A 17,426-nucleotide genomic window follows, 5' to 3' on the forward strand; every position below is an offset into this window, starting at 1 on the left:
AGATAACATTATGAAACAACGAATTATATTTCTTTGCATTGTAAGTCTAATTCTTGGAAGTTGTGGAGATTTTCTCGAACCCAAATCCAAGAGTGAATTTGTTCCCAAAGACGCCAACTCCTTAAGTGAACTTTTACTTGGAGAAGCTTATCCTCGTAACGATATTACAGAATTAAATGTATTTCTCCACCTATTGGATGACGATATCGCCCCAGCTCCTTATCAAGAAGTGCAGGTCGGTTCAGATGCAAACAGATGGTATGCTCCTTACACTTGGCAATCCAACATGTATGACATTATGGGTTCTGCCGGAGAGAAATACACAAACCTTTATAGCTCTTATTATGCCTTGATATTAGGAGCAAATGCTATTCTGGACTATGTTGATGATATAAACGATGACAAGAATGCTATCAATTCGGTAAAAGCCCAAGCTTTAGCCCTTCGCGGATTCCTTTATTTCAATTTAATCAACATATTCGGAACCCCTTACAACTACGATAAAACAGCGCTAGGTGTTCCATTGAAGTTAAATAGTGGTATTGAGGAATCCGAACTGAAGAGAAACACCGTAGAAGAAGTGTATGTTCAAATTATAAAAGATCTTCTAGAAGCCGAACGCTTATATAAGACCTTACCGAGCGATCAACAATGGCAACCCAACAAAAGAACCAGCCTTCCCATGGTTCATCTCCTTCTTTCCAGAGCTTATTTATACATGGAAGAATGGGAAAAAGCCGCAACCTTCGCAAATCATGTCATTACAAACGGGAATTTTCATTTATTGGATTTGAACACAATCAAAACATACTCAGAAGAAGACCCTAGTATCCCCTCTTACATAAACTATCACTCTTACACGACGTCGAGCGAAGTTATTTGGGTATACGGAAATATTACAGATGTAACCAAATATGTTTACAACGCAAGCGCCTCAACAAATGACCATCCGTTTTTTAGAGCCTCGAAAGAACTCATGAATTGTTTTGACGAAACAGAAAACGACCTGCGTAAAGAACGTTACGTCATTCGTAGTAAATTTCAAATTATCAATGAAGATAACGAGCTTGAAGCAATGCCCTCAGCTTTCGGGAAAATAAACGTAAGTTCTAAGGCATATTATCAACCGGTTGCAACGAATGATGCTTTTGGTAGAAGTCTTCGATTGTCGGAAGCTTACTTGAATTTCTGTGAGGCAAAAGCCATGCTTTACAAAGCCGGAGTAGCGAATGCCGGACAAGAAGCCCTAAATACACTAAATGAATTTAGAAGATTCCGGTTTCCTTTAAATTATCAAAACGAGAATATCACGGACCCCGAGAAATTAATTACATTTATACATAACGAACGACGTCGAGAACTCTGCTTTGAGGATCATCGCTGGTTTGATTTACGCCGTTGGGGAATGCCACAAATTCAACACACATGGCACCCAGATGCGCAATCAACGCTCGTTTACACGCTCAAAGAACATGATCCCGGATACACGATTCCATTACCTCCCGATGCTTTGGAATTGAATAATTTACTAGAACAAAACCCATTGGCCCCCGCACCACGCAACGGTATTAACCTTTAATTAAATAGTATGCCATGAAACAGATCATATTGTTAATAGCTATAAGTAGTATCTTCATATTAACCTCCTGTTACAATGAAGGTGATGTTACCCCTTCCGGTAATTATTCGGTTTTACGACTTGAATTCCCTCAAGGAAACAATTCGTGGGATAAAGAAATCAAGGACATTCACGATGTCTATGGGGTATACTTACTATATAAAGGTATTACCCCCCAAGATCTTAATCGCAAATGGACTTCCTTGGGTACAGGCAAATTATATTACGGGAATGATTTAACAGACGAACAAACACCGTATTACGTCGACTTTCTCAAAAATCATGTTCTCAATTATGTAACTCCGGAAATTGCTAAACTAGTGTTACCAGCCAAAATATATATGCTGGATAATTTAAGAGGATTGTACCCGGGAGAGGATCCCAATGGGACCGGAACGGGAACAGGAACAGGAACAGGAACCGGAACAGGAACGGGAACCGGAACCGGAACAGGAACAGGGACCGGAACAGGAACGGGGGACCGCAATTTTGTAGGATTAAAAACAGACGGTTTTGATTATTGGGCAATTAGCTTCACTGCCGATCAAATTGCTCATCCTAATTCACAAGATTTAAAAATCAAAAGAGCAACATTACTTTATCTAATGTTTGAAGCGGCTTTACAAAACAAAGTAATAAATGAACCGGATAGTTTTAAACAAGGAATTGACTACACCACTGCAATTACAAACAGTCAAAAAGACAAGCCAGATTATTATTTAACTCGAGGTTTTATTAACATTCTTGCCAGAGATTTTAGTAAAGAAAGCTCGCCGTATAGTATATCCGAATATACAAATGCAAGTTGGGACACAAAAGCCTACCCGTATAGAGACTATCTATCCTACATAAGAGCAGCCATATTTTACACGAAAGAAGAATTTCAAGAAAAATATTCTCCGGAAACATATCCTCTTGTCAACTCAAGATATGAGATCGTAGTAAACCATATAAAAAACAATTACAACATTGATCTCGAAGGAATAGCCAAAGGACCTCAGAAATAAGGTGCGTCAAAAGTCCTTTCGTTAATTACGAATCCCACACCACAACTCCCCTCTCCTTACACGGGAGGGGAGTTGGAGTAACTCGAAAAAAACATAATCTCTCACAAGATATGAAGATAAAAATTTTAATTTTCCTGCAACTATTATATTTTCCTCTTTTTGCACAAAACCTCAATGCATATCAGCATCTAAAGCAAGAATGGTCAAAGAATTTTTCCTCCGCCAAAGATATTATCAAGACTTATCACAATAATACCAAACGAACAAACACGGCAGCATTTACTACCATCAATAATTGCTTTATGACCTTAAAAAGCGGAGAATACATCATTTGCAGTAAAGGAGAAAAAGAAGATATTCAACTTTTACTTCAGGAAATTTCACCCATAGTGTTAAATGACTCCTCTGTCATCACATTCATGCAACAAAATTCTCCAGAAGAATTCACGAATTATTATTACATGATTCTCGCCTTAAAAGAAGGAGAGTCTTTTGATGCAGCAAGAGACGGTATCACCATCTCGACACAATTTCCCACAAGAGCCCTCAATCATAATGACTACACGAAACTAAATGAAATCTTTTCCGGTAACAATAAATTATTACATGAGATTTATCTGGAAAAAATAAAATTCCTTCTTCAAAACAATGGCTGTACAAAAGAAATTGCCCAACTACGCCCAATCATAGAATCACATGTAGAATCCTCTCCCTTAAAACTTGAAATATTAAAACTATACACGCAATATGAACTCTTGGGCCAAGGCAAACCGGCACCATTATCTTCATTACAAGATTCGGATGGGAACATCTACACATTCGGTAATTTTAAAGGCAAAGTCATCGTTGTAGACGTATGGGCCACGTGGTGTTGCAGTTGCATTGAAAAAATGCCGAAGTTCATTCAATTAAAGAATGAATTTCAAGAAAATGGAAACATTATTTTCCTAACAGTTTCTATTGATCAAGAAAGAACCCGGGATAAGTGGTTAAAAGCTATCAAGGAAAACAACATGACCGGATTAATAAATCTCATTATCTCTCCCACAGGAGATTCTCATTTTGAAACAGATTATCAAATAGTAGGAGTACCTCGTTATTTCATCATAGACAAAGAAGGAAAAATCATCACCGTATTTGCCCCTAGTCCCGACAAAGAAATGAAAGACTTAATTCAAAACATCTTAAAATCATAACCATGAAATTTATTTCTATCATTAGCTTATTACTTCTTCTAGCCAGCAACAGCATTGCTCAAGAAGGTACGAACTTCGAGGATCTAACCTTTCAGGAAGCCCTAGCAAAAGCAAAAACAACCGGGAAGAAATTATTCATCGACTGTTACACGAAAACCTGTGGACCATGCAAATACATGGTCAAATTTATTTTCCCGTTAAAAGAATGCGGGGAATATTTCAACAAGAACTATATCTGCATCATGAAAGATATGCAAGAAGGAGAAGGGATTGATATTGCGCAAAAATACAACGTACAAATCTATCCGACATACTTGTTTATCAACCATGACGGAAGTCTCTATTGCCGCATGGACGGGGGAGGCGTGTCAAAGCCCGAAGATAATTTCGTGCAAAAAGTCAAAAACGCAATCGAACTGACAGAATTAAACAAGGAGTACGCCGCGGGAAACCGAGAGCAGGCATTTCTAAAAAAATATATAACTATTTTGCAAAAACAGGATAAACAAAAACTACAAATCGTTCTGGGAGAAACGATGCCCCAACTGGGAGTCAAAAAACTATGCGAAGCAGAAAACTGGTCCCTCATTAAAACAGAAATAACAAATGTCGACACCCCTCTATTCCGCTATCTGGTTGACAATCGAAAAGCTTTTAGCAAACAAATCGGACAGCAAGAAGTCGAAGAGAAAATCATGTCGGCCTATTTAGAAGAATTCCGCATCTTTAAATCAATGGGAATAGACTTCGAGAAACGTATCGCTGACCTTAAACTTTTTGAAAAAGACCATTACAAAGGAGTTCTTTCACTAAGATATTGTATGTTATTCCGCCAAATAATCGACAACAAGCAAAAAGACAGGATTCCTGAAATTCTCACGGTATTACGGGATCTACCCGAACGGATTACAGATACCAAAGAACAAATGAACGTGTTGCAAGAACTCCAAGGATTCCAACAAATAGCAAATCAACAACAGAAAGAGAAAGCTTGTTCTTATTTGGAGGAGATCTGCAAAAAACTCCAACCGACTCAAACAAAACAAGTCGAAAGAATAATTACACGCATCAAGTAATAACCCCACGAAGAGATCATCTAACACCCGGTGATCTCTTCTAAAAAGATTTCATGTATCCCCGTTAATTCTTCGTACTCGCAACAGACATGACAGGCATATCCATCATCCACCGGACAGGCATGCACGTATAGCGGTAACTTATTTCCCCTTTCAAATAAAGACACACCTCCCCCGGAAAACGAAACAATAAAACTATTTAACGGGCGGGCCAATCCGGTACCTATATATTTCAAAAAGCTTTCCTTCACAGACCAATAATTAAAAAATAATTGATCCTGCTTATCCTCTTCCAACATTTTCAATTGTGCCACCTCTTCCCCGTGAAAAAAACGTCCCGCAACCTCCATACGAGCTTTTGCCCGTTTTTCAATATCAATACCGATCTCCCGATCAGACACGGCACAAACAACGTAATCCCCTGAATGTGAAATATTAAAAAATACATTTTCTACACCCACAATAAAAGGTTTTCCCTTCTCTCCCCGGTCAATCCGATAATCTTCCGAGGTCAGATTCCAATATTTTTTCAGAGCAAAACGAACCAATGCCTCTCCTAACAACCTGCGAAGGGCAACTTCCTTGTTTCCATACCCGAGGACTTCGGCACAACATTCTTTAGACACAACAGATCGTAACCCGACAAACATTTTATCCCGATTAGCTCCTGCCGGAATTTGAATAAATAATACTTCAATCATAACACAAAGGTAAAAAAGTTAGAGACAACTATTTTCTTTTCTAAAACAAATAATCCAAAAAACCTAATAAACACGGGCATCTTAACGTTATTTTAAAATTAAAAGATAAAAATTTTAAGAAAATATTCACATTTCTCGGCAAAAAACTTGTTTATATCATTTTTATCTTCTATTTTTGAAACATCAAATTAACGTTTAAATAACATTTAAAGATAAACGTCATGGAAGCAAAGAAAACATCCCGTTCCGATCTTGAGAACAAGCGGTTTATTTTCCGCGAGATCGGTTTTATTGTAGCCTTGGCTACGGTGTTTTTTGCCTTTGAGACAAAATACTACCAGGAAGAGGCCAAAGAGATCACGTTTCCAGTAGAGACGAGTGATATAGAGGAAGTTCTTCCCGTTTTTGTACCACAAAGAGCTTCACAACCACTTCCCAAGATTTCCGTGAAACCTTTGGATTTCATCGAGGTCGTGGAAAACGAGATGGATCTTGAAAATGAGATGGACGTTGTTGATGATAACGAAAACACGAAAGGCTCTTTAACGGGTAAGGCTACCGACTGGCAGAGCGGGTATGATGACGAGGGTGATGATCCCGGGGAGAGAGATCTTCCGTTTATTACAGTTGAAAAAATGCCTCGTTTTAACGGAGACTTGAACAAATGGCTTAGGAAAAATTTAAGATACCCGGCAAGATGTGCAGAAATGGGCATCGGAGGAAAAGTATTTGTTGAATTCGTGGTAGAGAAAGACGGTAGCATCAGTTCCATTAACGTGGTACGCTCCGCTGATCCGGATCTGTCACAAGAAGCCATCCGCGTGGTTAAGGCCATGCCGAAATGGGTTCCGGGAATGCAACGGGACAAAGCCGTAAGAGTTCGGTTTACCATCCCGATCACATTCCAGTTAAAATAAGAGAAACATACAGTGATTTACATACAATACGAACATCCCGAAAAAGGACAACCGATCAAGGTTGTCCTTTTTTACTTTCCCTCTCCCAAGCTATCATCGACATGAAATCAACCTGATATGAACAACAACCCAAACTTTTAAGAAGATTTTAATGAAGTTTAGCGATCATTTTAACATTTTCTTCAAAAAAAAGGAGAGAAATATTGCGGTTTATTATGAATTTGACTATTTTTACCCACGCAAATTGTGAGAAAAACAGAACTATAATATTAAACTAATAACATGGAAGTAAAAAAATCACCTAAAGCAGATCTTGAAGGGAAAAAGACCATTTTCCTTGAGATCGGTTTTGTTATAGCTCTAGGGATTCTACTGAGTGCTTTCAACTGGAAGACCAACACGAAAGTAGAAGAAGGGTTTGTTATTACCCAAGAAGAGCAGGTTGAGGAGGAAATCATTCCTATTACTCAACAAATGATGAAACCGCCCCCACCTCCTCCTCCAGCCCCGAAATTGACGGACTTGATCGAGATCGTGGAAGATGAATTAAGTATTGACGAGGAACTTGAAATCGACGACGTTGAAGCAGATGTTGAAAACAAGAGTAATTATAACTTCGATTACGACGGAGACAGCTGGGGAGAAGAAGAGAGTGATGGAGAAGCTGATATTTTCCAAGTAGTAGAAGATATGCCGCAGTTCCCCGGAGGTAGTGTACAAAAATGGATCGCGAAGAACGTAAAATACCCGATGATCGCACAAGAAAATAACATTCAGGGTAAAGTTTTCGTACAATTCGTGATCGAGAAAGACGGTAGTGTTAGCGACGTGAAAGTTGCCAGATCCGTTGACCCATCTTTGGACAAGGAGGCTATCCGCGTGGTAAAAGCCATGCCGAAATGGAAACCTGGGAAACAGAGAGGTAAACCGGTTCGAGTATCTTACACTGTACCTATCAACTTCCAGTTACAGTAAATAAGACATGTTAAATTATAACAAGGGGCTGTCGATCATCGTCAGCCCCTTCTTTTCCTATTTATGAGCGAATATTTTTACACGAAAAAAGAAGCAGAAAAAGCCATTCTTGTAGGTGTAGCGCTACAATCAGAAAACATCAGCTACGACATGATGTGTGAATACTTAGACGAACTCGCTTTCCTAGCAGAAACGGCAGGAGCGGAAACCGTAAAAATATTCACGCAAAACTTGGATAAACCGGTAACGGCTACCTTTGTCGGTAAAGGAAAATTGGAAGAGATCAAAACATACGTCGAAGATAACGATATTGACTTGATCATTTTTGATGATGAACTAAGCCCGACACAAATCAGAAATTTGGAACGAGAATTAAAAGGAAGAAAAGTCCTTGACCGCACCAATCTCATCTTGGATATTTTTGCCAAAAGAGCCCGTACGGCAGAAGCAAAAGCTCAAGTTGAACTGGCACAATATCAATACCTACTTCCTCGTCTGACGGGTATGTGGACTCACTTGGAAAGACAAAAAGGAGGTATCGGACTTCGCGGTCCGGGTGAAAGTGAAATCGAGACCGACAGACGCATCATCCGGGACAAAATCACCCGCCTGAAAGAGCAGTTAGCCAAGATTGACAAACAGATGGTCACACAACGGAAAAACCGCGGAAAACTCGTACGAGTAGCCTTAGTGGGTTATACCAACGTGGGTAAATCCACGCTCATGAATCTCCTGAGCAAATCGGAAGTATTCGCCGAGAACAAGCTTTTCGCAACCCTGGATACCACGGTACGCAAGATAGCCATAAAAAATGTCCCGCTACTACTGGCGGACACGGTCGGTTTTATCCGTAAACTTCCCCACCACCTCGTGGAATCATTCAAATCCACGCTGGACGAGGTGAGAGAAGCAGATGTCATTTTGCATGTAGTCGACATCTCACATCCCCAATTCGAGGATCAAATCCGGGTTGTAAATGAAACGCTGGGAGAGCTAATGGATAATTCTAAACCCACGATTACCGTATTCAATAAAATAGATGCCTTCACGTACACGAAAAAGGAGGAAGACGATCTCACTCCTATCGAACGGAAAAACTATAGCCTAGAGGACTTGAAACAAATGTGGATGTCCAAACAGGAAGGAGAAACCGTGTACATTTCAGCTAAATCCAAAGAAAATATCGAGGAATTGAAAGAAAAGATATACGATATTGCCAAAGACATTCACTCGGCACGTTTCCCATTCAACGATTTCTTGTACCGGGATTTCGAGATAGACGAAGAGACAAAATAAGGTGCTATCAAGAAAAAAAAATAGGGAAATCAGACCCTTTCCCCTTCAGGAGCGACATTTGGATGCCGCTCCTTTTTTATACTGGGAATCAGTAATATATATAATTATACATCTTTCACCTATTTTCTGACAAAACCATTCGTTTATTTTGATTTCTGGCTATTTTTTTGTATATTAGAGGTATAAGCTTAACCATCATAAATAAACATTATGGAAGTAAAGAAATCATCAAAGGCAAACCTCGAAAACAAAAAAGGAATCTTCTTCGAGATCGGACTAATCGTAGCATTAGCCTGCATATTCCTTGCTTTCGAGTGGAAAGTCGACGTGAAGATGGAAGAAGGCTTCATAGTAATAAACACGGAAGAACAATTGGATGAAGAGATCATACCCGTCACCCAACGAATACAACACGCTCTTCCGCCACCACCTCCCGCACCCCGGCTAACCGACCTGATAGAGATCGTAGATGAAGAAATAAACTTGGACGACAACTTGGACATCATGGACGTGGAAGCCAACGTTGCCAACCACGGAGTTTACGACTTTAGCGGCACGGGTAACGGGTACGAAGGAGACTACGGGTATGGGGATGAATATTCCGGGGAATCCGAAGTATTCGCAGTCGTTGAAGAAATGCCCAAATTCCCGGGAGGCAATGTACAGAAATGGATTTCCAAGCACATCAAATACCCGATGATCGCTCAGGAAAATAACATCCAAGGTAAAGTTTTTGTACAATTTGTCATCGAGAAAGATGGTAGCGTTTCAAACGTGCAAGTCACTAGATCCGTGGATCCTTCCCTAGACAAGGAAGCCATTCGTGTCATTCAATCCATGCCAAAATGGACTCCCGGAAAGCAAAGACAGAAACCGGTGAGAGTATCTTTCACGGTTCCTATTAATTTTCAATTACAATAAATGAATAGAGGCTGCATTGGATGCAGCCTCTATTCATTTATTTTATAAACTCGCTTACTTCACCGTAATCAAGAAATAATTCTTTTTCCCGCTTTGCAAAAGGATAAACTTACCGTCGATCAAATATTCGGGAGTAACTACTAATTCTTGATCCTGCACTTTCTCCTTATTTATACTGATCGCATTTCCCTTCAATGCACGCCGAGCCTCTCCTTTTGAAGACATCATGGAAGTTTTCTCTGCCATCAAGTCCACGATATGAATTCCGGCCTCTAAATCAGTTCGTGCAACGTCAAATTGAGGCACCCCTTCGAAAACAGACAATAGCGTGTCTTCATCCAAACGTTTCAACGCATCGGATGTTGCATTACCGAAAAGAATTTGGGAGGCCTCCAAAGCGGAATCATAAGCTTCCTCCCCGTGAATCAGGCAAGTCACCTCCTTCGCCAACACCTTCTGCAACTTTCTCAAATGCGGGGCCTCCTGATGTTCTACAATCAAGGCATCAATCTCTGCCGGTGGCAATATCGTGAAAATCTTGATATACCGGGCAGCGTCCTCGTCCGTGCTGTTCAGCCAGAACTGGTAGAACTTGTAGGGAGAAGTCCGCCGCGGGTCCAGCCACACGTTACCCGATTCCGTTTTCCCGAATTTTTTACCGTCACTTTTGGTCATTAACGGCCAAGTCAAACCATAAGCTTCCCCACCATCTTTCCGGCGAATCAGTTCCCCGCCCGTGGTGATATTTCCCCATTGATCGGAACCACCCATTTGCAACAGGCAGTTATAATTACGACGCAAGTACAAAAAATCATACCCTTGCACCAGCTGATAAGTAAACTCCGTGAATGACATCCCGTTTGTCGAATCGGCGCTTAATCGCTTCTTCACGGAATCCTTCGACATCATGTAATTCACCGTGATATGTTTCCCCACCTCCCTGATAAAATCAAGGAAAGAGAAATTTTTCATCCAGTCATAATTATTCACCATGATCGCCGCGTTCGGCTCGCTCGAATTGAAATCAATAAACTTGGACAACTGGGCCTTAATCCCTGCCATGTTCTTTTGAATGGTATCCTCGTCCAACAAATTCCGTTCTAAGGATTTACCGCTGGGATCTCCGATCATACCCGTTGCTCCACCAATCACGAAAATCGGTTTATGCCCGGCCATCTGTAAATGTTTCATCATCATAACCGACACGAGGTGACCTATATGTAACGAATCAGCCGTCGGGTCAATTCCGACATAAGCCGTCGTTTGTTCTTTTGCTAATTGTTCTTCGGTTCCCGGCATGATATTATGAATCATCCCTCTCCATCTTAGTTCTTCAACAAAATTCATCGATTCTTAATTTTTAATTCGCCTTCGCGAGTTATAAGTTAATAAGTTACGAGTTTTTTCAACTCTTATCTTTTAATTTTTAGCTTTCAATTTTTAGCTTATTTTATCGCACTTTCGTAAACGCCATTTGCAAAGTTAACAAAAGGTTTGTACAACAAGCTATCACTCTTCGTTTTTGCCGAAATAAAATCATAACGAACGTCCAGCGCATTCACGATGAAAAGTACCACACATACCACGATAGCAGCTTTCAACACGCCCATCACGATCCCGAACAACTTGTTAAACAGTCCCAATGAAACCATATCAATCAACTTGGTCAACAATTTCCCAAGCAGGTGCATCACGATAATAACCAGTAGGAAAGTCACGGCGAAAGCGATGTAATAGGCATACGACTCCGGCAAAGCCACGAAATCCTTCAAAAAGCCCTCCACGTTCACGGCATACCTCAACGAGATAAACACTCCTAACACCAACGCAAACAACGTTGACATCTCAACAATCAATCCTTGGCTAAACCCTTTATAAGCCCCGTATACCAACGGTAGCAATATAATCACATCAATGTAATTCACCGTTAAATTATTAATCATTTCATTCAGATTTCAAAGATAAGCAATTGTCCACGTTTCATCACAAAATCGGGATAATAATATTGAAAAAAACTTTCCGATTGGTTACCACGTTTCAACACGTTTCACCCAATGACTGAAATCTGCTACTTTCCCCTTGTAAACAAATCAAGAGGAATTACATCCGAGTTCAAACGGAGTTCGGTCCCCAAAGACGAGACAAAGCCGATTCCCCCACGAGTTAAACCCGACTAATTAGATCGTCTTTAATACCTAGGAAAAACCGTTATCAACTTCCCGTAGGCATCGATCTCCCTCTCAACTCCCGTCGATCTCCCACGGATCTCTTCATTTTCAGTATCCGCATTTCAATTTTCAATTATTTATGCCTTAAACTGACAAATTCTTACTATTTTCGCACAATGTTTATGCCAGAATTAAAATTGAGAATTTATGTATAGAACACATACTTGTGGGCAGCTAAGAATGGAGAACGTGAATGAAAGCGTTTGTCTTAGCGGATGGGTACAAAAAGTACGGAAACTTGGAGCCATGACTTTCGTGGATCTTCGTGACCGTTACGGGATTACCCAATTGGTAGTCGAGGAATCGGCTCCCGAAGAAATTAAAGCTAACGTGGCAAAGCTCGGACGTGAATTCGTGATCCAAGTAAAGGGTACGGTGATCGAAAGAGCCAGCAAAAACAATAAAATACCGACAGGCGATATCGAGATTATCGTGAATGAATTGAATGTTCTGAGCGAATCGGAAGTACCGCCTTTCACGATCGAGGATCAAACCGACGGGGGGGATGAGATCCGGATGAAATACCGTTACTTGGATTTACGTCGTTCCTGCGTTCGCAAAAATCTGGAATTACGCCACCGCATGGCACAATTGACCCGGAACTACTTGAGTAACTTGAACTTTATCGAGGTAGAAACCCCGGTATTAATCAAGAGTACACCCGAGGGAGCCCGCGATTTCGTGGTACCTTCCCGTATGAACCAAGGCCAATTCTACGCCCTGCCACAAAGCCCGCAGACCTTCAAGCAATTGCTGATGGTTTCCGGTTTCGACCGCTATTTCCAGATCGTGAAATGTTTCCGGGACGAGGATTTACGGGCTGACCGTCAACCCGAATTCACTCAGATCGACTGCGAAATGTCATTCGTGGAACAAGAAGACGTGTTGGAAGTTTTCGAAGGTTTGATCAGTCACTTGTTCAAAGAAGTTCGTGGCGTGGATATTCCCAAACTGGAAAAAATGACTTGGATGGATGCCATGGAGCAATACGGATGCGATAAACCGGACCTTCGTTTCGGGATGAAGATCGTGGATTTGACTGCCGTTGCCAAAGGGAAAGATTTTGCCGTGTTCAACGATGCTGAATATATCGGGGCCATCTGCGCACCTAAATGTGCCGGATATACCCGTAAACAACTGGACGAGTTGACCGAATTCGTGAAACGCTCGCAAATCGGGGCCAAAGGATTGGTTTACGTGAAATACAACGAGGACGGGACATTCAAATCCTCTGTTGATAAATTCTACACGGAAGCCGACTTGAAAGTATGGGCAGAAACCTGCAAGGCAGAACCGGGAGACCTGATCTTGATTTTAGTAGGTCCGAAATTCAAAACCCTCCCCCAATTGTGCGAGTTACGCTTGGAAATGGGTAATCGTCTGGGATTACGGGATAAGGATGTCTTCAAACCGTTGTGGGTAGTAGACTTCCCCTTGCTGGAATGGGACGAGGAAACCCAACGTTTCTATGCAATGCACCACCCGTTCACTTCTCCCAAGCCAGAGGATATTCCATTAATGGATACCGACCCGGGTAAAGTACGTGCCAATGCTTACGACATGGTCATTAACGGCGTGGAAGTCGGTGGTGGTTCTATCCGTATTCACGATTCGGCATTGCAATCCAAAATGTTCGATTGTCTAGGTTTCACGCACGAGGCCGCACAGGCTCAGTTCGGATTCCTGATGGGAGCATTCAAATTCGGGGCTCCTCCTCACGGTGGTATCGCGTTCGGTTTCGACCGGTTAGCCTCTATGTTCGCCGGGTTGGATTCTATCCGCGACGTGATTGCCTTCCCGAAGAACAACTCCGGGCGTGACGTGATGATTGACTCCCCTTCTGAAATCTCTCCGGAGCAATTCAAGGAACTGGGAATTCAATTGAAAATGGAAAATTGACAATTGAAAATGAATGAATTTATGATTCCTGTCAAAAAAAAGCGTTGATTCGTGCGGCTGGAATCTTAAATCTAAAATCATTAAATCTAAAATTAACAAGGTGTTTTTTAAAGACGTCATAGGACATGAAGAAATAAAGCAAAGACTGATTACTTCCCTGCAAACGGGAAGAATCAGTCATGCCCAACTCTTTTCCGGTGATACGGGAGCGGGTTCACTGGCCTTGGCGTTAGCTTTCACGCAGTATCTTTTCTGCACGGGCGATAAACATGAAGATGCTTGCGGGGTCTGCCCGGAGTGCAAAAAGATGCAGAAACTGATTCACCCGGATTTACACTTCGTCTTTCCCGTGGTGAAATCAGCCAAGATAAAAACACCGATCAGTGACGAGTATATCAACGAATGGCGTAGCCTTCTGCTCAAAAGTCTATACATAGACATGGAAGAATGGCTAGGAGCCATGGGTGCCGACGAGAACGCTCAAGCCTTGATATACACGGAAGAAAGCGGGAACATCCTCCGGAAACTCAACCTGAAATCCTTCGAATCGGACTACAAGGTCATGATCATCTGGTTGCCCGAAAAGATGAAAACGGAATGTTCCAACAAACTTTTAAAGATACTGGAAGAACCCTACCCGAACACGTTATTCCTGCTGGTCACCGAACACGCCGAGGAAATCATCACCACGATTCTCTCGCGGACGCAGAGGATCAAGGTACCCCCTCTGACCCAAGAAAACATAGCGAAACAACTGGTTCTTCAAAAACACTTGGTCCGGGACTCGGCCGATCAAGTCGCTCACGTGGCATCCGGTAGCTGGCTGAGAGCCCTCCGCATGCTGAACGAAACCGACGAATCTGTTTACAACCAAGAGAAATTCGTGCAGATGATGCGTCTCTGCTGGGAACGGAAAATGCTCCCCGTCAACGAATTTGTCAATGAACTCGCTTCTCTCGGAAGAGAAAAGCAAAAAAGTTTCCTGATGCATTGCATCCGTATGTTACGGGAAAACTTTGTCAGAAACTTTGGTATTGAAAAAATAGTATACATGACTGAACGGGAGAAAACTTTCTCCACGAGATTCTCTCCCTACGTTCATGAAGGCAATATTATTCCCCTTTTCGATGAATTTGAACGTGCATATAGTGACATCATCCGAAACGGGAATGGGAAAATAATTTTCACGGATCTCTGCATCAAGGTGATGCAAAACATCAGACCGTGAAAAACATGAAAAACTAAAAGATATAAACTAAAAATTGAACCATTGAAAACCGAAAATAAATATCACACCATTTTCAATTTTCAATTTTCAATTTTCAATTAATACAGTATGAGTGAGATAAACGAAGAAGAAGTACAGAATAACTCCGAAAACAAAAATATAAAGCAACAACCACAGGTTGTTCCCGTGATTGATCACCGCCTGCTGGCAGGAAAACTCACGGTCTATAACTGGATGGAAGATACCCCGGAAGGATGCACTCCTTCTGAAATCGTGGAAGTCCGGTTTAAAAATACAAGGAAAGGTTTTTATTTAAACAACAGTAATCTGAAACTAAATATCGGGGACATCGTGGCCGTGGAGGCAGCTCTTGGACATGACATCGGGATCGTATCCCTCACGGGAGAACTCGTGCGGGAACAGATGAGACTGAAAAAAGTCGACTTGGAACGTAATCCCTTGAAAAAGATATACCGAAAGGCAAAACCCCACGACATCGAGAAATGGCAACAGGCCATCGCCTTGGAACACGACACGATGATCCGTTCACGTGTTATCGCTGCCGAACTCGGACTTGACATGAAGATCGGGGACGTGGAGTACCAAGGGGACAAGACAAAAGCCATTTTCTACTACATCGCCAATGACCGCGTGGATTTCCGGAAACTGATCAAGATTTTGGCGGAAACATTCCACATCCGGATCGAGATGAAACAGATCGGGGCCCGTCAGGAGGCAGGACGTATCGGGGGAATCGGGTCGTGCGGACGTAAATTATGCTGTTCCACGTTCATCACGAACTTTATTTCCGTTTCCACTTCTGCCGCCCGTTATCAGGACATTTCCTTAAACCCGCAAAAACTGGCAGGACAATGTGGTAAGTTGAAATGTTGTCTGAATTACGAGGTCGATGCTTATATTGACGAGCAAAAAGATTTCCCGTCCACCAATATCTGGCTGAACACGGGCGAAGGTATGCTCTATCACCAGAAAACAGATATTTTCGGTCGCAATATGTCCTACTCTTTCGATAAAGAAGGACGTGGTACGTTGATCAAACTATCCGTCGCCCGCGTGAAAGAGATCATCGCCATGAACAAACGGGGACAAATTCCGGCAAAAGCTGTCGATGTCGAAAAAGAAGAACAAGTGAACATCGGTTACACGGACGGGGTGGGAGAAGAAAGCTTGAATCGTTTTGACGAGAAAAAACAAAATCAAGGCAAACGAAATCACTCCAGAAACCGTAATAACCGGAAAAACAATCAGAAAGAGAACAACAACACGAATAACGAGAATAAACCCAAGGAAAATCCGGGCAACAACACGGGGAACAAGCCTGAAAACAGGAACGAGAATAGAAACGAAAACAGGCAAGGCAACAGGCCCAAGCACCGCCCAGAAAACCGGAATAATAACCAACAGGGTAATCGTTCCAACGAGAAACCGGCAAATCGCCCGGATGGACCGAAAGTGTTACGTAAACAAGACAAAAACAATAAACCGGAAAACAAGGAAAATAATAAACCTGCTGAACAATGAATAATTATAGACCCTTCGCCGGGATCACCCCGGCAGTAAAGATCATCATCATTATCAACGTACTCGTTTTCTTGGCCGTTAACATGATCGGCCAGCGGTCGGACGTTGATCTTGTCAATATACTTGGGATGCACTTGCCGCAATCCCAGTATTTCCAGATCTACCAGTATATCACGCACATGTTCACGCAAGAAGGGCTTACTCACCTTTTCTTCAACATGTTTGCCGTGTTCATGTTCGGCCGGATACTGGAATCGGTATGGGGTACCAAACGTTTTATTATCTACTATTTTGTTACCGGATTAGGCGCAGCCGCTCTCCACTCGCTGGTAAGCTGGTACGGTCTGCACAATATGCAGGAACAATTCTACGCGTTCCAAAGTACTCCCGACGCGGGAGTCTTCGCCGAGTTCGTCCGCTCTCACGTGAGCAACCCCAGATTACTCTCGCAATTGATGCAATTTGTCGATGCTTGGAATGCCGCACCTGCCAGTTCGCAGTTTGCCGGACAGGCAGAATATTACATGCAAAGTATTATTCAGGCCTATACCAACGTTCCGACTATCGGGGCATCCGGGGCTGTCTTCGGCATATTGCTGGCATTCGGTATGTTGTTCCCGAACACTGAGTTATACTTGATGTTCATTCCCATTCCCATCAAGGCGAAGTACTTCGTGCTTTTGTATGGTGCCGCCGAATTGTTTTTCGGTTTACAGAATTCGGTAGGTGACAACGTGGCTCACTTTGCACACTTGGGTGGTATGCTTTTCGGTTTCTTCTTGATTCTTTACTGGCGAAAACACAGCAAGAAGTTTTACTAGA

The 17,426-nt window shown here is 42.0% G+C and carries 15 protein-coding genes; 12 read left to right on the forward strand and 3 right to left on the reverse strand.

Annotated elements, in window-relative coordinates:
* The first annotated feature begins 10 nt into the window (after positions 1–10).
* From R8806_RS11930 to R8806_RS11945, 4 genes are all read left to right on the forward strand, one after another.
* Positions 11–1,579: a RagB/SusD family nutrient uptake outer membrane protein gene (locus R8806_RS11930; RefSeq protein ID WP_151412076.1), complete on the forward strand. Its 1,569-nt coding sequence runs from the start codon at positions 11–13 to the stop codon at positions 1,577–1,579.
* Positions 1,580–1,593: 14 nt separating this feature from the next.
* On the forward strand, positions 1,594–2,625 hold the full coding sequence (locus tag R8806_RS11935) for a hypothetical protein (protein ID WP_167513928.1): 1,032 nt from the start codon (positions 1,594–1,596) through the stop codon (positions 2,623–2,625).
* Between the two features lie 110 nt (positions 2,626–2,735).
* On the forward strand, positions 2,736–3,821 hold the full coding sequence (locus tag R8806_RS11940; RefSeq protein WP_124317360.1) for a TlpA family protein disulfide reductase: 1,086 nt from the start codon (positions 2,736–2,738) through the stop codon (positions 3,819–3,821).
* Positions 3,822–3,823: 2 nt separating this feature from the next.
* Positions 3,824–4,897: a thioredoxin family protein gene (locus R8806_RS11945; protein WP_124317361.1), complete on the forward strand. Its 1,074-nt coding sequence runs from the start codon at positions 3,824–3,826 to the stop codon at positions 4,895–4,897.
* 20 nt (positions 4,898–4,917) lie between these two features.
* Here R8806_RS11945 and R8806_RS11950 read toward each other — a convergent pair whose 3' ends face one another.
* Positions 4,918–5,598 (reverse strand): 4'-phosphopantetheinyl transferase family protein, encoded by a 681-nt coding sequence (locus R8806_RS11950; RefSeq protein ID WP_124317362.1) that lies wholly within the window; start codon positions 5,596–5,598, stop codon positions 4,918–4,920.
* Positions 5,599–5,819: 221 nt separating this feature from the next.
* Here R8806_RS11950 and R8806_RS11955 point away from each other — a divergent pair, with 221 nt between their 5' ends.
* The 4 genes from R8806_RS11955 (at position 5,820) to R8806_RS11970 (ending at position 9,707) form a co-directional block, all read left to right on the forward strand.
* Positions 5,820–6,515, forward strand: coding sequence for an energy transducer TonB (locus R8806_RS11955; RefSeq protein ID WP_124316910.1), 696 nt, complete (start codon positions 5,820–5,822; stop codon positions 6,513–6,515).
* Positions 6,516–6,797: 282 nt separating this feature from the next.
* Positions 6,798–7,490: an energy transducer TonB gene (locus R8806_RS11960; RefSeq protein WP_124316909.1), complete on the forward strand. Its 693-nt coding sequence runs from the start codon at positions 6,798–6,800 to the stop codon at positions 7,488–7,490.
* Between the two features lie 63 nt (positions 7,491–7,553).
* Positions 7,554–8,786, forward strand: coding sequence for a GTPase HflX (hflX, locus tag R8806_RS11965; protein ID WP_124316908.1), 1,233 nt, complete (start codon positions 7,554–7,556; stop codon positions 8,784–8,786).
* Between the two features lie 210 nt (positions 8,787–8,996).
* Positions 8,997–9,707 carry an energy transducer TonB gene (locus R8806_RS11970; RefSeq protein WP_124316907.1) on the forward strand — a complete coding sequence of 237 codons (711 nt, stop codon included), beginning with the start codon at positions 8,997–8,999 and terminating at the stop codon, positions 9,705–9,707.
* A gap of 54 nt (positions 9,708–9,761) precedes the next feature.
* On the opposite strand, the gene tyrS is transcribed toward R8806_RS11970, so the two are convergent.
* Positions 9,762–11,054, reverse strand: coding sequence for a tyrosine--tRNA ligase (gene tyrS, locus R8806_RS11975; protein WP_124316906.1), 1,293 nt, complete (start codon positions 11,052–11,054; stop codon positions 9,762–9,764).
* Between the two features lie 98 nt (positions 11,055–11,152).
* Positions 11,153–11,650: a CvpA family protein gene (locus tag R8806_RS11980; protein ID WP_124316905.1), complete on the reverse strand. Its 498-nt coding sequence runs from the start codon at positions 11,648–11,650 to the stop codon at positions 11,153–11,155.
* A 432-nt stretch (positions 11,651–12,082) separates the two neighbouring features.
* Here R8806_RS11980 and aspS point away from each other — a divergent pair, with 432 nt between their 5' ends.
* From aspS to R8806_RS12000, 4 genes are all read left to right on the forward strand, one after another.
* Positions 12,083–13,834, forward strand: coding sequence for an aspartate--tRNA ligase (gene aspS / locus R8806_RS11985; RefSeq protein WP_124316904.1), 1,752 nt, complete (start codon positions 12,083–12,085; stop codon positions 13,832–13,834).
* 100 nt (positions 13,835–13,934) lie between these two features.
* Entirely contained in the window at positions 13,935–15,062 is a 1,128-nt protein-coding gene (locus R8806_RS11990) for a DNA polymerase III subunit (protein WP_124316903.1), read from the forward strand.
* A 108-nt stretch (positions 15,063–15,170) separates the two neighbouring features.
* Positions 15,171–16,604 (forward strand): PSP1 domain-containing protein, encoded by a 1,434-nt coding sequence (locus R8806_RS11995; protein ID WP_087419626.1) that lies wholly within the window; start codon positions 15,171–15,173, stop codon positions 16,602–16,604.
* A complete protein-coding gene (locus R8806_RS12000) occupies positions 16,601–17,425 on the forward strand; it encodes a rhomboid family intramembrane serine protease (protein ID WP_087419625.1) in 825 nt (274 codons plus the stop codon). Before R8806_RS11995 ends, R8806_RS12000 begins: the two co-directional genes overlap by 4 nt.
* Position 17,426 lies beyond the last annotated feature (1 nt).

The sequence above is a fragment of the Butyricimonas faecihominis genome, from assembly GCF_033096445.1.
Taxonomy (GTDB): Bacteria; Bacteroidota; Bacteroidia; order Bacteroidales; family Marinifilaceae; genus Butyricimonas; species Butyricimonas faecihominis.

Coding starts and splice junctions, on each gene's coding strand:
- R8806_RS11945 (WP_124317361.1), top strand. CDS start 3,824: ATGAAATTTATTTCTATCATTAGCTTATTACTTCTTCTAGCCAGCAAC.
- hflX (WP_124316908.1), top strand. CDS start 7,554: ATGAGCGAATATTTTTACACGAAAAAAGAAGCAGAAAAAGCCATTCTT.
- R8806_RS11970 (WP_124316907.1), top strand. CDS start 8,997: ATGGAAGTAAAGAAATCATCAAAGGCAAACCTCGAAAACAAAAAAGGA.
- R8806_RS12000 (WP_087419625.1), top strand. CDS start 16,601: ATGAATAATTATAGACCCTTCGCCGGGATCACCCCGGCAGTAAAGATC.
- R8806_RS11955 (WP_124316910.1), top strand. CDS start 5,820: ATGGAAGCAAAGAAAACATCCCGTTCCGATCTTGAGAACAAGCGGTTT.
- aspS (WP_124316904.1), top strand. CDS start 12,083: ATGTATAGAACACATACTTGTGGGCAGCTAAGAATGGAGAACGTGAAT.
- R8806_RS11960 (WP_124316909.1), top strand. CDS start 6,798: ATGGAAGTAAAAAAATCACCTAAAGCAGATCTTGAAGGGAAAAAGACC.
- R8806_RS11930 (WP_151412076.1), top strand. CDS start 11: ATGAAACAACGAATTATATTTCTTTGCATTGTAAGTCTAATTCTTGGA.
- R8806_RS11995 (WP_087419626.1), top strand. CDS start 15,171: ATGAGTGAGATAAACGAAGAAGAAGTACAGAATAACTCCGAAAACAAA.
- tyrS (WP_124316906.1), bottom strand. CDS start 11,054: ATGAATTTTGTTGAAGAACTAAGATGGAGAGGGATGATTCATAATATC.
- R8806_RS11940 (WP_124317360.1), top strand. CDS start 2,736: ATGAAGATAAAAATTTTAATTTTCCTGCAACTATTATATTTTCCTCTT.
- R8806_RS11980 (WP_124316905.1), bottom strand. CDS start 11,650: ATGATTAATAATTTAACGGTGAATTACATTGATGTGATTATATTGCTA.
- R8806_RS11950 (WP_124317362.1), bottom strand. CDS start 5,598: ATGATTGAAGTATTATTTATTCAAATTCCGGCAGGAGCTAATCGGGAT.
- R8806_RS11935 (WP_167513928.1), top strand. CDS start 1,594: ATGAAACAGATCATATTGTTAATAGCTATAAGTAGTATCTTCATATTA.